The sequence below is a fragment of the Sphingomonas sp. CFBP 13603 genome, assembly GCF_014892665.1.
GTDB lineage: Bacteria > Pseudomonadota > Alphaproteobacteria > Sphingomonadales > Sphingomonadaceae > Sphingomonas.
On the sequence record NZ_JADBIA010000006.1, the window covers coordinates 243571 to 258676 of the forward strand.

Consider the following 15106-nt stretch of genomic DNA (forward strand, 5'->3'; position numbering starts at 1 on the left):
GACCGGGACGCCGTCAGACGGTGGCCGGTCGGTCTGAAGGCACTCAACGGTCGGTTCGCCGACCCAGAAGGGAGCCTTTCGCATTGACCAAAGCCCGTTATTCCGTCGGTACCGCCCTCGTTCTTCTGATGGCCGTCGCCCCAATGACCGCGCGCGCCCAGGTGACCGCCGAGCCGCAGGTGACGGAAGAGACGACCGCCGACATCGTCGTCAGCGGCCGTCGTATCTCGCAGGCGGACGAAGCGGTCGGGCAGGACCGGATCACCAGCACGGTCGCGGTCACGCGGGAGGCGCTGCTGTCCGCGCCATCTGGCATCTCCGGCCTCAAGATGCTCGAGTCGCTGCCCGGGTTCAACGTCCAGACCGATGGCGCGCTCGGCCTCTACGAGTTCGGCAACAGCGTCCAGGTGCGCGCGTTCAACCTCGACCAGATCGGCTTCATCGTCGACGGCATCCCGACCGGACGCAGCGATGCGTTCGGCGGCAGCCCGATCTTCCGCTACGTCGACAACGAGAATCTGGGCGTGGTCGAGGCCTCGCCGGGCGCCGGCGGGGTGACGATGCCGAGCTATTCCTCGCTCGGCCCGATCGTGTCGTATCGCTCGATCGAACCGCAGGAGGATCTCGGCGTGTTCGCGTCGCAGAGCTTCGGCGATTTCGACATGAAGCGGACGTTCGTGCGCGTCAGCACCGGGCGGGTCGGGCCGCTGAAAGCCTATGTCAGCCGGACCAAGCTCGATACCGACCTCTGGCGCGGTGCAGGATCTGTCGACCGCGAGCATTGGGAGGCGATGGCGCACGTCGACCTCGGCGGTACGAGCTGGGCGCGGTTCAAGTTCGTCGCGAACGACTTCTTCGATTACGATTCCCCGTCGCTGACCCGCGCGGAATACAATTTCACGACCCCCGATCTCGGCGGTAATGTCGGGCGGTACCGCGGCTATCTGGGTACGGTGCCGGTCTACGCGCCCGTCGCCGGCGGCCCGCAATACTCGAACGCCAACTACACCTATGTCTCGAACCTCGCGATCAACGTGCGGAAGGACAAGCTGTACGGCGCGACCTTCCACGCCGGGCTCGCGGACAATGTCTACGCCGAGACGACTCTCTATTGGGAGGACAAGACCGGCTACGGCGTGTCGCCCGACAGCTACGCCAACTCGCTCACCCGGTATCGCCAGCAATCGGCGGTCGGCCTTGCGCTCACCGCACCCCGCGGCACGCAGTTCGGCGTGTCAGGAGTCGGCGGAGACCGGATCGGCATCGTCCAGTCGCTTCACGCCGATGTCGGCCGCCACGCGCTCGACGCCGGGATCTGGGCGGAACAGGACAAATATCACCGCACGCAGCTTCGCTACAACACGGTCGGCGGGTCGCCCGCGGCTGATCCGATCTACAGCGAGCCGGTGTACCTGCGCCGCGACTACCGCACCGAGCGGCAGACGACGCAGCTCTATGTCCGCGACCGGATCGCGCTGACCGACAGCTTCAGCCTCGATCTGGGCAACAAGATGCTCGATCTCGATTACCAACACCGCGGCTACCGCGACTTCAACGATTACGCGCGGGTCGTGAACGGCGTTGCGGTCGCCGGCTGGGGCCCACAGTACAACCGCGCGCACTATTCGGATTATTTCCTGCCGACCGCGGGCATCCTGTTCAAGCTGCCCGACGGCCGCTCGCAGCTGTTCGCCTCCTATGCGGAGAACATGGCGCTGCCCAAGGGGATGGATGACGTCTTCTCGGTGTCGTATGCGAGTTCGGCGGCGCTGGTCGCGGCCCCGGCACCAGAGCGCTCGAAGAATGTCGAACTGGGTGTCCGCACCACGCAGTCGCAGTTCTTCGCGTCGCTGACCGGATACTACACCAAGTTCGACAATCGCATCCAGTCGATCACCACGATCCTGCCGGGCACGAGCAACGTCACCGAGACCTTCTACCAGAATGTCGGTGGCGTGGAGGCGTATGGCGCCGAGCTGCTCGCGAACTTCAAGCCGACCGCACTGCGCGGGTTCGCCTATTTCAACGCGAACGTGACGTACAACCATGCGCAGTTCCAGGACGACATCGTCGCCAGCCCGACGCTGACCTATCGGACCGCAGGCAAGTTCCTGCCCGACAGCGCGAAGTGGATCGTGTCGGGTGGCGTCACCGTCGAGCCGTCACCGTGGCTGGTCGCCAATCTCACCGCGAAATACACGAGCAAGCGCTTCTCGACGTTCGACAACAGTGCGGGATCGTCGGTTCCCGGGTTCACCGTGTTCTCCGCCTATGCCGATATCGGCGACGGATTTTCACTCGGCCCGATCAAGAACGCGAAGATCCGCGTCAACGTCGACAATCTGTTCGACAAGGACATACTGTCGTTCATCTCGCCCGCGATTACCGGCGACGGTCTGTTCCGCCCCCTGAGCCCGCGCACCGTACAGCTCAGCCTGTCGGTCGACCTTTGATCTCTGTCTCCAGCGAGGATTTTGCCATGACCGAACAGACTTATCTTCCCGAAGACGCCCGCGACGACCTGCTCGACCGGGGCTATTCGCGGCGGCAACTCGCGCGGGTCGCGGGGATCTTCGGCGCAGGCGCGGTGGCGGCATCGCTCGGTCGCCCGGCCTGGGCGTCGGGCGGCGTGCCCGATCCGGCACCCACCGCGAAGGTGCGGATCGGCGCGAACGAATGCTGGACCGGGCCGCTGCTGCCGGGCCAGCGTGCCGCGCAGAAGATCATCGCCAACAGCAATCGGTACGCACCGCAGGACGAGCGCAACGATTTCCTCAAGGCGGTGATGGCGGTGGAGGGCGTGCCGTACGATCACATCGCGCCGTGGCCGGGCTCGAGCGATCCGCTGTCGCGCGCGATCGTCAGCTTCTGTTCGCCGCAACGGGGTCTGGTCACCGCCGACCCGACGTTCGAGCTTGCCGGGCGAACCGCGGACTGGCTGGGCGCGCCCGTGAAGCGCGTGCCGCTGACCGCCGAGTATGCGCATGACGTCCGCGCGATGCTCGCGGCGGACCCGAACGCGGGGCTGTATTACATCTGCACGCCCAACAACCCGACCGGGACGATCACGCCGATCGCCGACATCGAATGGCTGATCGCGAACAAGCCCGCCGGCTCGATCGTGCTGGTGGACGAGGCCTATACGCACTTCGCAGGCGTTCCCGTGGCCTCGCCGCTGGTGACGGCAGGGCGCGACGTGATCGTGCTTCGGACCTTCTCGAAGATCTTCGGGATGGCCGGCATGCGGATGGGCTTCACGATGGCGCGGCCGGACATCCTGGCGAAGATGATCCGCTATGACGGGGGCATGCAGTCGGGTGCGTTGCCGCTGCCCTCGCTGGCGTGCGCCACGGCGAGCCTGACCGCGGCCCCGCTGATCGCCGCGCGCCGCGCCGAGATGGTCCAGGCGCGGGGCATCGCGCTCGATCACCTCCGCGCGCGCAACATCGTCGTCAAGCCGACCAGTGCGAACATGATCATGATCGACTGGAAGACGCGCCCGGCAAAGGACGTGCAGGCGGCGTTCCGTGCGCAGAGTGTGGAGATCGGGCGGTCGTGGCCGATCTGGCCGACGGTGTCGCGCGTGACGGTCGGCTCGGCGACGGAGATGAAGGCGTTCTGCGTGGCGCTGGACAAGGTGATGGCCTGAACCGGACTGAGCGCGGGCGACGTTCGATGGCGTGTCCGGGATCGTGCCGACGGCACGGCCCGGCGACGTCCCATCGTCAGGGTCGTGACGGTCGGATCGTGCCCAGTCCCGCTCTGGTGCGGGATGCTACGCTGCCTGTGCTCATGTCCGGCACGATCGGGGCGAACGCCGTGCCGGACATGGTCGCCTCGTCTCGGCTAGGATTTCGGTGATCCGGACGGGGCGTTCGCCCCTGCGGCACCTTTCACGACGACGATCTTGGGTAGCCTGTGGATCGGCTCGACGGTGATCTTGCGAAACCAGGTCTCGGCGCCTTCCGATTGCAGCTGGATCCGTCCGTGCGTCAGCGGCTGGCGGGTTCCGTCCGGCGCGATCGTCGCGATATCCGTGATCTCCGCCACCGGTACGCCGTTCACGACATGCACGGCGCGGTTACCCAGCACATAGAGATCGAGCGTGTTCCACTCCCCGATCGGCCGTTCGGCATCGGTCGCGGCCTCCACGTTCCAGGTCGGCGTTCCGTTGACCATGTCGATCGGTCGTCCGCCGACGCGGAACCGTAGCTGGGGTGCGATCAGCGAGGGATCGTCGACCACGGTCGTCCGCGCGCGAACCTTGCTGCCGACGACCACCGCCATCCCGGTCGAGCCCTTCATGATCTCGAACTCCATCGACGGCTGCCACGTCCCGAAGACCTCCCCCGGCAGACCGTGCGTATGGTAGAGCAGGCCGTTGTTCGGCGGCTGTCGATCTCGCGGCGCCCATGTCTTCGCACCCCATTTATACTGGAGGCGAAGATGATAGTCGGCGAGGTCCGCGCGGTGGACGAGGCTGCCCCAGGTTTGCCCCTTGATCCAGATCGCCGGACCGCCGTCGACCTGACGGACGGCGAAGTCTTCATCACCGCCGCCGCGAGCAGTACCGATCGGCTTATTTTCGGGATCGCCGCGATAGGTCACCGCGGGGTCGACGTAACCAAGCCAGGGGCGCCAGTCCTTCAGGCTTCGGCCATCAAACAGAATGACCGGTTTGCCCGTCGCTGGCGGAAGGTCGGTCAAGGCAAGCCGCTGGTGGGCGACGACCGGTGCGCCGGCCGTGACCGGCGGCTGTTCCTTGGGGCTCTGTGCCGCAGCGATCGCGGGCAGCACGAAGACGATCGGTAGCGCGAAGGTCTTAATCATGGAAATCCTCTCGCCGGGTTCGGCTCGGGTTGTCGCGGGCGCGCGCCGTGCGTGGCGCCGGGGATCGCGGTACTGTGTCGTACCACGAGTTCGTGGCGCAGCGTGACCTGTCGAACGGGGCTGCCGCCGCGCAGGATGCCGACCAGCAGCTCGACGGCGCGGCGGCCGATCATCCCCTTGGGCTGGGCGATCGTCGTCAGCGGCGGCTGGAAATAGCGCGCCAGCGGCAGGTCGTCGAAGCCGACCACGGAGACGTCCTCCGGGCACGACAGTCCGGCTTCGCGGATCGCGCTGAGCGCACCCATCGCCATCTCGTCGCTGAAGCAGAATATCGCCGTGACGCCTTCCGCCAGCAGGCTGCGGACATGCACGAACGCCGATCCTGCGGCATAATCGCCTACCCGAATGTGCAGGCTTTCGCGGAGACCCGCGCGGTCCGCCGCGTCGATCGCCCCGGCGAGGCGATCGCGGCTGATCGGGCTGGCTTGCGGGCCGGTGACGATGCCGATCTCGCGGTGGCCTAGGCCGACGAGGTGCTCGACCGCCTCGGCGCTGGCGGCGGCGTTGTCGATGTGCACGCTGGGGACGCCCAGATCGGCGCTGTATTCGCAGCCGTTGACGATCGGCGCGGCGGCGCCTTTGCGCGACAGTAGCGGCTGGAGGCTGGCGGGCAGGCGATGGCCGAGGAAGATTAGCCCGTCGACCTCGCGACGCGAGAGCATCTCCGCATATTGATCCTCGACCTCGGGATCGTGGCGCGTGTCGCCGACCACGACCGAATACCCTGCATCCCGTGCGGCTTCTTCGGCACCGCGGATGACGCTGGCGAAGAACGCGTTCGAGATGTCGGGGACGGTCAGCAGGACCTTGGCGGCGCGCAGCGTGCGCAGGCTCCGTGCGGCGACGTTGGGTGCGTACCCCGACGTGCGGACGACCTCGAGCACACGCCGCCGCGTGTCTTCGGACACCTGCTCGGGGCGGCTCAACACGCGCGAAACGGTGGCGGTGGAGACGCCCGCGAGTGCGGCCACTTCGATGATCGTCGGCATGACCTCGTCATGGATCGGCTCGGCGGCAGTGTCGATAGCGATCCAATGTAATCCTTTACATTCGTTTCGCAGCTCCGTAGCTTTGTGATCGACAAGCAGGAAAACTGCGATCGGAGAGGTGGCGAATGGCGCTTGCAGATACTGGATCCCCAGCCACGACCGGCGATCTTTCGACGGGTCCTGCGTTGACCGGCCCCCTGCTGACCGGCCGCCTCAGCGCCATGATGTTCATGCAGTTCTTCGTATGGGGCGCCTGGACCGTAACCCTCGGCCTCGTCATGCAGACGGTCGGCATCGGCAACCTCATCGGCAACGCCTTTTCGGTCGGCCCGATCGCGTCGATCGTGGGTTCGTTCCTGCTCGGCATGGCGGCGGCGCGCTACGTCGCCCCGCGGATGCTGATGGTGATCCTGCACCTGATCGGCGGCGTGCTGCTGTTCCTGCTCCCGGCGCTGGTCACACCCGAGAACGGACAGACCTTCGTCTGGCTGCTGCTTTGCTACATGATCCTCTACATGCCGACGGTCGGCCTCGCGAACACGATCGCGCTAAAGAGCTTTGGCGAGCGGACCGACAAGTTCCCGTTCGTCCGTGCGTTCGGCACGCTCGGCTGGATCACCGCTGGCCTCCTCATCGGTTGGGCGGGCCTGTCGGCGAGCCCCGAGATTTTCCGCGTCGCAGGCGTGGTGTCGATCGTGCTCGGCCTCTACAGCTTCACGCTGCCGAACGTCACGGCGGATGCGCCGCGCGACGAGAGCGTTCTCCGCCAGGTGTTCTGCGTCGAGGCGTTCGGATTGCTCAAGCAGCGCTCGTTCCTGATATTCATGACCTGCGCGACGCTGATCTCGATCCCGCTGGCGATGTATTACGCCTATGCCTCGCCCTATGTCGGCGCGACCGGCATCAGCAACGTCGGCGGCACGCTCGCGATCGGGCAGATGTCCGAGCTCGTCTTCATGTTCTCGATGCCGTGGCTGTACCGCCGGTTCGGCGTGAAGCCGCTGCTGCTCGTCGGCATGGCCGCATGGGCGTTGCGCTACGCCTTGTTCGCGATCGGCGATGGCGGATCGTCGATCTGGGCGGTGTATCTCGGCGTCGCGCTGCACGGCGTGTGCTATGATTTCTTCTTCGTCGCCGGCGCGATCTACACCGGCACGATCGCCACGCCGAAGGGCGTGAACGCACAGGCGCAGGGCATGCTGACGCTGTTCACTTACGGCGTCGGCATGCTGCTCGGCTCGCAGATCGGCGCACTGCTGTACGCGCAGCTGCCCGCATCGCCGACCATCGCCGACTGGCAGCATATGTGGTGGTATCCCGCCATCGCCGCCGCGGTGATCGCTCTCCTGTTCCAGTTTACGTTCCGCGACGACACCAGAAAGAGTGCAGCATGACCGGCATGAAGGGCCCCGGAATATTCCTCGCCCAGTTTCTTGGCGACGAAGCGCCGTTCGACACGCTCGACGGTCTGGCGGAATGGGCGGCGGGGCTCGGCTATGTCGGCGTCCAGATCCCCTGCAACGCGCAACTGATCGACCTGAAGCTCGCCGCCGATAGCAAGACGTACTGCGACGATCTTCGCGGGCGACTGGCGAAGCACGGCATCGAAGTCACCGAACTGTCGACGCATCTGCAAGGCCAGCTGGTCGCGGTGCATCCGGCGTACGACACGCTGTTCGACGGCTTCGCACCCCCCGAGGTCCACGGCAAGCCCGCCGAGCGCCAGCTGTGGGCGGTCGAGCAGGTGAAACTGGCGGCGAAGGCCAGCGCCAATCTCGGCCTGTCCGCGCACGCCACCTTCTCCGGCGCGCTGGCTTGGCCGTACGTGTATCCATGGCCGCAACGTCCCGCCGGGCTGATCGAGGAAGCGTTCGCCGAACTTGCGCGACGCTGGACTCCGATCCTCGACGTGTTCGAGGATGTCGGCGTCGATTGCGCGTTCGAGGTGCATCCGGGCGAGGACGTCCATGACGGCGCGACCTGGGAGCGGTTCCTGGCGGCCGTCGACAACCATCCGCGCGCGCGCCTCCTGTTCGATCCGTCGCACTTCGTGTTGCAGCAGCTCGACTATCTCGACTTCATCGACCGCTATCACGACCGGATTTCTTGCTTCCACGTCAAGGATGCCGAGTTCAACCCGAACGGCCGAACCGGCGTGTACGGCGGCTACGAGAACTGGGTCGATCGCGCCGGCCGATTCCGTTCACTCGGCGACGGACAAGTCGATTTCTCCGGTATCTTCAGCAAGATGGCGCAATATGGCTATAACGGCTGGGCAGTGCTCGAATGGGAGTGCGCGCTCAAGCGTTCCGACGATGGAGCCCGCGAAGGTGCGCCGTTCATCCGCGATCACATCATTCACCTGACCGAACACCCGTTCGACGACTTCGCCGCCAGCGGCATCGATCGCGCCGCGATCCGCAAGCTGCTCGGACTGTCGGAGGGGCAGGCATGAGCCGGCTTCGTCTCGGCATGGCCGGCGGCGGGGAAGGGGCCTTTATCGGCGCCGTCCACCGGATGGCGGCGGCGCTCGACGGCGACTGGGATCTGGTGGCGGGTGCGTTCAGCACCGATGGCGGGCGCAACACGCGCACCGGCGCGCTGCTCGGACTGGACCCGCAGCGTGTCTATCCATCGCTCGACGCGTTGATCGCGCACGAACGCACACTGCCCCTGGACGAACGGATCGAGGCGCTCGCGATCGTCACGCCGAACCACCTTCACGCGCCGATGGCGATTGCGGCACTGGACGCCGGCTTCCACGTGTTCTGCGAAAAGCCGATGGCGATGAGCGTCGTCGAGGCCGAAGCGATCGCCGCCGCCGCCAAGGCCAGCGGCCGCCAGTTCGCGCTGGCGTTCACCTATAGCGGCTATCCGATGGTACAAGAGGCGCGCGCTCGCGTGGCGCGCGGCGATTTCGGCGCGATCCGTCTGGTCCAGGTGGAATATCTGCAAGGCTGGCTCAGCCAACCGATCGACACCGACGGCAACAGGCAGGCCGAGTGGCGCACCGATCCAGCCCGCGCGGGGCTCGGCGGCTGCCTCGGCGACATCGGCACGCACGCGTTCCAGCTTGCCGAGCATGTCTCCAGCCTGTCGGTGGAGTCGGTCTCGGCGGACCTCACGACGCATGTTGAAGGCCGGCGGCTCGACGACGACGTCAGTGCACTGCTCCGCTTCGAGGGCGGCGCGCGCGGCGTGCTCAAGGCGAGCCAGGTCGCGGCGGGAGAGGAGAACGGGCTGCGGCTGCGTATCCACGGCGAACGCGGCGGGCTCGACTGGTCGCAGTTGGAGCCGAACACGCTGACATTGCGCTGGCTTGATCGTCCGACCGAGTTTGTACGGACCGGCGGGCCCGGCATGCTCGACGCCACCGCCACGCTGGTGCGGACCCCAGCGGGGCATCCCGAGGGGTATATCGAAGCCTTCGCCAACCTCTACCGCGCATTCGCCTCAGCGATCCGCGGCGACGGGCGCGGGGACGGGGGGCGCTGGTTTCCGGGCGTAACCGATGGACTGCGGACGATGCGCTTCATCGAAGCGGTGATCGCCAACGCCGCGTCGGACCAGAAATGGACTTCAGTAAATCCGGGAGAGAATGAATGAAGTTGCTCATGGCCTTGGTCGCGGGAAGCATCGCGGCGGTTGCGGCGGTCACGATATCCGTGCCGACCGCCGCGCAATCGACGGCAGCCTCGCCCCCGGCGTTCGCCGCCTGCCGCGCGTGTCATACCGTGGCGAAGGGCGGCCGTAACGGCATCGGTCCGAACCTGTACGGCGTGGTCGGCCGTGCCGCCGCCGCGACGCCCGGCTTCAACTATTCGGCCGCGATGAAGGGGTCGAAGCTGCGCTGGGACGAGCAGACGCTGAACGAGTATCTCGCGGCTCCCCAGAAGAAGGTGCCGGGCACGCGGATGCCGATCGCGATGCCCGATGCCGCCAAGCGTGCTGCGATCATCGCGTACCTGAAAGCGGAGGGCGCGAAGTGATCGCGCCGTGCGCATGACGCTCTCGCGCCGCACCCTGCTCGCCGCCGGTGCAGCGGCATCGCTGGTCCCCGCCGGGATCGCCGCCCAGCGCCGCGGCAGCAATGCTGCACGGTTCTCGCTCGGCTACGCGCCACACGAGGGCAGCTTCGGCAGTCGCGGCGGACGGATTGAGCAGATCGCCTACGCCGCCGACCAGGGCTTCACCGCCTGGGAGGACAACGAGGCCGCAACGCGGTCGGTGGCCGAGCAGGAGCAGATGGCCAAGGCGCTGGCGCAGCGCGGCATGACGATGGGCGTGTTCGTCGCCAGCATGCCCAAATGGTCGCAGTCGCGGCCGCTGCTCGGCGCCAATGACGGCGCCGAGCGCGAGACGTTCCTCGCCGACATCCGCGCCTCGCTCGACGTCGCCAAGCGACTGAACGCGAAGCACATGACCGTCGTCACCGGCTTCATGGATCCGAAGGTGCCGGTCGATATCCAGACGGCGCGCGTGATCGACATCATGCGCCGCGCGGGCGACATCGTCGCGTCATCGGGCACGGCGATGGTGATGGAGCCGCTCAACACGCGGACCAACCATCCCGGCGTCTATATGCAGTCGATCTCGCAGGGCTATGCGGTCGCGCGCGGCGCCAACAGCCCGGCGGTGAAGATTCTCGCCGACTTGTATCACGAGCAGATCCAGTCGGGGAACCTGATCCCGACGCTGGCCACCTGCTGGAGCGAGATCGGCTACATCCAGTTCGGCGACAATCCGGGCCGCAACGAGCCGTTGACCGGCGAGATCAACTTCGCCTCGATCGTGAAGTGGCTGAAGGCGCAACGTTACACCGGCGTGATCGGCATGGAGCACGGCAATTCGATCGCCGGCCGCGCAGGCGAGGATCGCCTGATCGCCGCCTATCGCGAGATCGACACAGCATGAGGGGGATGGGGATGAAGACGGTGGTGATGGCGAGCGTCATCGTAGCGCTGGCGGGACCAGTTGCGGCGCAGGACAAGCCCGGCTTCAAGGACACGCCGATGTTGCCCGGCGGCCAGTGGCACGTCCATGATGCCGACCGCCCCGCGCCGGCCGTGGTCGCGCCGGCCGCCACCCCCGGCGGTGCGCCCGCCGACGCCGTGGTGCTGTTCGACGGGCGTTCGCTCGACGCATGGAAGCCTGATCGCATCGCGTGGCCGATCGCCAACGGTGCACTCACGATCCCCTCGCGTGCGAAGAGCGGCGGCGAGAACAACCTCGTCTCGAAGCAGAGCTTTGGCGACGTGCAGATGCACCTCGAGTTCCGCTCGCCCAACCCGCCGACCAAGACATCGCAGGATCGCGGCAACAGCGGCATCTGGTTCATGCAGCGCTACGAACTGCAGATCCTCGATGGCTCGCAGAACCCGACCTATGCCGATGGCGCCGTCGGGGCGGTCTATGGCTGGAAGCCGCCACTGGTGAACGCCGCGCGCCGTCCCGGCGAATGGCAGACCTACGACATCGTGTTCGAACGCCCCCGCTTCGCCGCCGACGGCAGCCTGCTCCGCCCTGCGTACGTCACTGCGCTGCTCAACGGCGTGCTCGTCCAGAACCACCAGGCGATGCTCGGTACCACGATCTGGCGCAAGGTCGCTGCGTACACCGTGCACGCCGACGCCGCGCCGATCCAGCTTCAGGATCACGACTCGCCGGTGTCGTTCCGCAACATCTGGGTCCGTCCGCTGACCGAGGCGGCGATCGCGCAGGATCTAGGGAAGGACGGTAAATGATCGACCGCAGAACAGCACTCGCCGGTGTCGTCGCCATGTTCGGCACAGCTTTGTATGCGCCGATCGCACGCGCAGCCGGGGTCGCGGCAACACCGGGCTCGGCGGCGGGCATCCCCGTCATCAGCGAAGGCCCGCCCAGCGTCGCGGTCTTCACAGCCCCACAGCGCGCACTGATGACCGCGCTCAGCGAACGCGTGCTGCCGACCACCGATACGCCGGGCGCCATCGCCGCGGGCGTACCCGCCTATATCGAAAAGCTGCTCGCCGACTGGGCCGCACCCGCCGACCGCGTGCCGATCCTTGCCGGGCTCGATGCGATCGAAGCGCGCAGCCTCAAAGACTACAAGGTCCCCGCCGCCAAGGCGACTGCGGCACAGCACGACGCGCTCCTCACGCTGGCGATGAACGACCAGATCCCGTCCGGCGGCGTCTTCTTCGAAGCGTTCCGACAGCTCGTCGTCACCGGCTATTACACGTCGGAAATCGGCATGACGCAGGAGCGCGAATATCTGCCGGTGCCGGGCGAGTATAACGGCGCATTCCCCTATTCTCAGGTCAACAAGGTGTATTCCGCATGATTCTCAGCCGTAGAAATCTGCTCGCCGGCTCCGGCGCGGTCGCAGCGCTCGCGTTCGTGCCGACAGCCTCCGCGGCACAGTTGAAGGCGATCGGCCTGCAACTCTACACGATCCGCGACATTTTCTCGAAGGACCCGGTCGGCACGCTCGGGCAGGTCGCGAAGATCGGCTACCGTGAGGTCGAGTTCGGCGGTGGTGGCTATGACGGCATGGACCACGCGATGCTGCGCCGGACGATGGACAAGCTCGGCCTGACCGCGCCGTCTGTGCATATCGGCTATGACGCGCTGCTCCAGCGGTTCGACCAGTCGGTGACGATGGCCAAGACGCTCGGCGCGACCACGGTTGTGCTGCCGTACATGACCGACGAGCATCGCAACGAAGCGGGCTGGGCCGCGGCGCTGCCGAACTTCAACCGGTTCGCGGCCGACCTGAAAAAGGCCGGGCTGGGCTTCGCGTATCACAATCACGATTTCGAGTTCACCACAAAGCCGGGTGGCGTCAGCCTGTACGAGCGGCTGCTGAAGGAGACCGATCCCGCGCTCGTGAAGCTCGAACTCGATCTCTACTGGGCGCTGCATGCGGGCGAAAACCTGACGACGCTGATCGAGCGACTGTCGACGCGCCTCTACGCGTACCACGTCAAGGACATGCGGCCCGATCGCAGCATGGCCGCGGTCGGCGCGGGCACGGTCGATTTCGCCGCGCTGTTCAAGCTGAAGGGCAGCGCCGGCGTCCGGCATTTCTACGTCGAGAACGACCAGGCTCCCGCGCCCTATCTGCCCGACATCACCACGAGTTTCCGGACGCTGCGCGCGCTGCGTTTTTGACCGGGCGTTTCTAACCGGGCGCATATCCAACCGAGTATTAGGAGAGGAAGATCATGGCCGAGACCAACAGGTTCGACGCGATCGTCATAGGGTCTGGTGTGAGCGGTGGCTTTGCCGCCAAGGAATTGACCGAGAAGGGCCTGCGAGTCCTGATGCTCGACCGCGGCAAGATGGTCGAGCACGGCGAGGGCTACACTTATGACGGCAAGCCCGCCTATGAGATCCCGGCGCGCAACATCATGCCCAAGCCGCTGATCGACAGCGACTATTTCATCGCCACGCACGGCTATGTGTCACCCGGCAACCAGGAATTCTACAATGACGACCGGCTGAACCCGTACGCGTATGACGAAGGCAGCAAATTCTACTGGATTCGACCCGCGGCGGTGGGCGGCAAGTCGATCATCTGGGGCCGCTGGTGCTTTCGCTGGAGCCCGGAAGATTTCGAGGCGAACAGGCGCGACGGCATCGATGGCGACTGGCCGATCCGCTACGACGACGTCGCGCCGTGGTACAGCTATGTCGAGAAATACATCGGCGTGTCCGGCTCGCGCGAGAACCTGCCCTATCTGCCCGACAGCGAATTCCAGCCGCCGATGCCGATGAACGTCGCCGAGAAATGGCTGAAGCAGAACCTCGAAACCAAATTCCCGGGTCGCAAACTGATCCACACCCGGCTGTCGAACATGACCGAGGACAAGCCCGACCAGAACCGCACGAAATGCCAGTTCCGTAACCAGTGCAGCAACGGCTGCTCGTTCGGCGCCTATTTCTCGACGCAGGCGGTGACCTTGCCAGCTGCGCGCGCGACTGGCCGCCTGACGCTCAAGTCGGACTCGGTCGTCACCAACCTCGTGTACGACGCGGCGCGGAAAAAGGTCACTGGCGTCCGCTATATCGATGCCAAGACCGGCCAGGCGGAAACGGTCAATGCCGATCTCGTCTTCCTCTGCGCGTCGGCGATCGCGTCGACCCAGATCCTGCTGAACTCGCGCGCACCGGGCAGCGATCGCAGCTATTTCGACGGCAGCGGCACGCTTGGCCGCTATGTCATGGACCACATCTTCCGCGTCGGGATCGAGGGTGACATTCCCGGCATGGACTCGTTGATCGAATATGGTCGACGGCCGGGCGGCGTCTACATCCCGCGCTTCCGTAATATTGGTGGCGACGAGGGCGTCGGCTTCAAACGCGGCTATGGCTATCAGGGCAGCGCGCGCCGCGATCCGGCGGCACCGGTCGGGTTCGGCGCGTCGATGAAACACGGTATGCGTAAATATGCGCCCTGGAAATTCCACATGGGCGCGTTCGGCGAATGCTTGCCCTATGCGGACAACCGCGTGTCGCTGCACGCGAGCAAGGTGGACCGGTTCGGCGTCCCGCTGGTCCGCTTCGACGTCCGCTTCCGCGACAACGAGCTCAAGATGATGGCCGACGCGCGGACGCAGGGCGAGGCGATGCTGAAAGGGGCAGGGCTTACCAACGTCAAAAGTAGCGAAAGCGAGCACGTCCCCGGCGACGCGATCCACGAGATGGGCGGCGCCCGCATGGGCCGCGACCCGCGCACGTCGGTGCTCAACGAATGGAGCCAGGCGCACGCGGCTTCGAATCTCTACGTCACCGACGGTGCACAGATGGCGTCGATCTCCTGCGTGAACCCGTCGCTGACCTTCATGGCGCTGACCGCCCGCGCCGCCGATCACGCGGTGCGCCAGATGACGAAAAGCTAAATACGAGAGGTATCCGGCCTCGGAATAGCGCACGGGTCCCCGACGCCGTCCAAGTGCCGCTGCGAACCGCGGGCCGGCAGTGCCGACGGTAAGGGGCAGACGATGGCGCTGTGGCTGATGCGGGAGCGAATTTGATCGCAGGTCAAAATAGCCGCTTGACCGATAACGTTCGCTCTCCTAAATACGTCGGACCGCAGCGAACGGCCACACGGTCTGGTTGGTGCGGTCGCAAAAAACCAGATGCTGCAAGCTTCTTCTACGGGAGGGGTTGTGCGAGTGTCGGTATTTTTGTCGGCTCTTTGACATTGTAGGTTAAGATGAAGGGACATGTGGGCGGCGGCTTGC

General features: G+C 65.9%; 13 protein-coding genes. 11 read left to right on the forward strand and 2 right to left on the reverse strand.

Annotated features, from left to right (window positions below):
- Positions 1-143 precede the first annotated feature (143 nt).
- Positions 144-2453, forward strand: a complete 2310-nt coding sequence (locus IFR23_RS11920) for a TonB-dependent receptor (protein ID WP_244655629.1) — start codon at positions 144-146, stop codon at positions 2451-2453.
- A gap of 26 nt (positions 2454-2479) precedes the next feature.
- A complete protein-coding gene (locus tag IFR23_RS11925; protein WP_192976101.1) occupies positions 2480-3649 on the forward strand; it encodes a pyridoxal phosphate-dependent aminotransferase in 1170 nt (389 codons plus the stop codon).
- A 197-nt stretch (positions 3650-3846) separates the two neighbouring features.
- Here IFR23_RS11925 and IFR23_RS11930 read toward each other — a convergent pair whose 3' ends face one another.
- Together IFR23_RS11930 and IFR23_RS11935 are read right to left on the reverse strand one after the other, a co-directional pair.
- Positions 3847-4830, reverse strand: coding sequence for a 3-keto-disaccharide hydrolase (locus tag IFR23_RS11930; protein ID WP_192976102.1), 984 nt, complete (start codon positions 4828-4830; stop codon positions 3847-3849).
- On the reverse strand, positions 4827-5879 hold the full coding sequence (locus IFR23_RS11935; RefSeq protein ID WP_192976103.1) for a LacI family DNA-binding transcriptional regulator: 1053 nt from the start codon (positions 5877-5879) through the stop codon (positions 4827-4829). The genes IFR23_RS11930 and IFR23_RS11935 overlap by 4 nt, the downstream gene beginning before the upstream one ends.
- Positions 5880-6064: 185 nt before the next feature.
- Here IFR23_RS11935 and IFR23_RS11940 point away from each other — a divergent pair, with 185 nt between their 5' ends.
- Genes IFR23_RS11940 through IFR23_RS11980 form a run of 9 tightly spaced genes read left to right on the forward strand, consistent with a single transcriptional unit; the run spans position 6065 to position 14761 of the window.
- Positions 6065-7273, forward strand: a complete 1209-nt coding sequence (locus IFR23_RS11940) for an MFS transporter (protein WP_244655630.1) — start codon at positions 6065-6067, stop codon at positions 7271-7273.
- Positions 7270-8334 (forward strand): sugar phosphate isomerase/epimerase family protein, encoded by a 1065-nt coding sequence (locus IFR23_RS11945; RefSeq protein ID WP_192976105.1) that lies wholly within the window; start codon positions 7270-7272, stop codon positions 8332-8334. The genes IFR23_RS11940 and IFR23_RS11945 overlap by 4 nt, the downstream gene beginning before the upstream one ends.
- Entirely contained in the window at positions 8331-9485 is a 1155-nt protein-coding gene (locus IFR23_RS11950; RefSeq protein WP_192976106.1) for a Gfo/Idh/MocA family protein, read from the forward strand. The genes IFR23_RS11945 and IFR23_RS11950 overlap by 4 nt, the downstream gene beginning before the upstream one ends.
- Positions 9482-9868, forward strand: coding sequence for a c-type cytochrome (locus IFR23_RS11955; protein WP_192976107.1), 387 nt, complete (start codon positions 9482-9484; stop codon positions 9866-9868). Before IFR23_RS11950 ends, IFR23_RS11955 begins: the two co-directional genes overlap by 4 nt.
- 13 nt (positions 9869-9881) lie before the next feature.
- A complete protein-coding gene (locus IFR23_RS11960) occupies positions 9882-10793 on the forward strand; it encodes a hydroxypyruvate isomerase family protein (RefSeq protein ID WP_192976108.1) in 912 nt (303 codons plus the stop codon).
- A gap of 11 nt (positions 10794-10804) precedes the next feature.
- Entirely contained in the window at positions 10805-11623 is an 819-nt protein-coding gene (locus IFR23_RS11965) for a 3-keto-disaccharide hydrolase (protein WP_244655631.1), read from the forward strand.
- On the forward strand, positions 11620-12201 hold the full coding sequence (locus tag IFR23_RS11970) for a gluconate 2-dehydrogenase subunit 3 family protein (RefSeq protein WP_192976109.1): 582 nt from the start codon (positions 11620-11622) through the stop codon (positions 12199-12201). Before IFR23_RS11965 ends, IFR23_RS11970 begins: the two co-directional genes overlap by 4 nt.
- The gene (locus tag IFR23_RS11975; RefSeq protein WP_192976110.1) at positions 12198-13031 is read left to right on the forward strand and encodes a sugar phosphate isomerase/epimerase family protein; all 834 of its coding nucleotides are present in this window, start codon (positions 12198-12200) and stop codon (positions 13029-13031) included. Before IFR23_RS11970 ends, IFR23_RS11975 begins: the two co-directional genes overlap by 4 nt.
- A gap of 53 nt (positions 13032-13084) precedes the next feature.
- Complete coding sequence (locus IFR23_RS11980) at positions 13085-14761, forward strand: GMC family oxidoreductase (protein WP_192976111.1); 1677 nt, start codon at positions 13085-13087, stop codon at positions 14759-14761.
- The last annotated feature ends 345 nt before the right edge of the window (positions 14762-15106 follow it).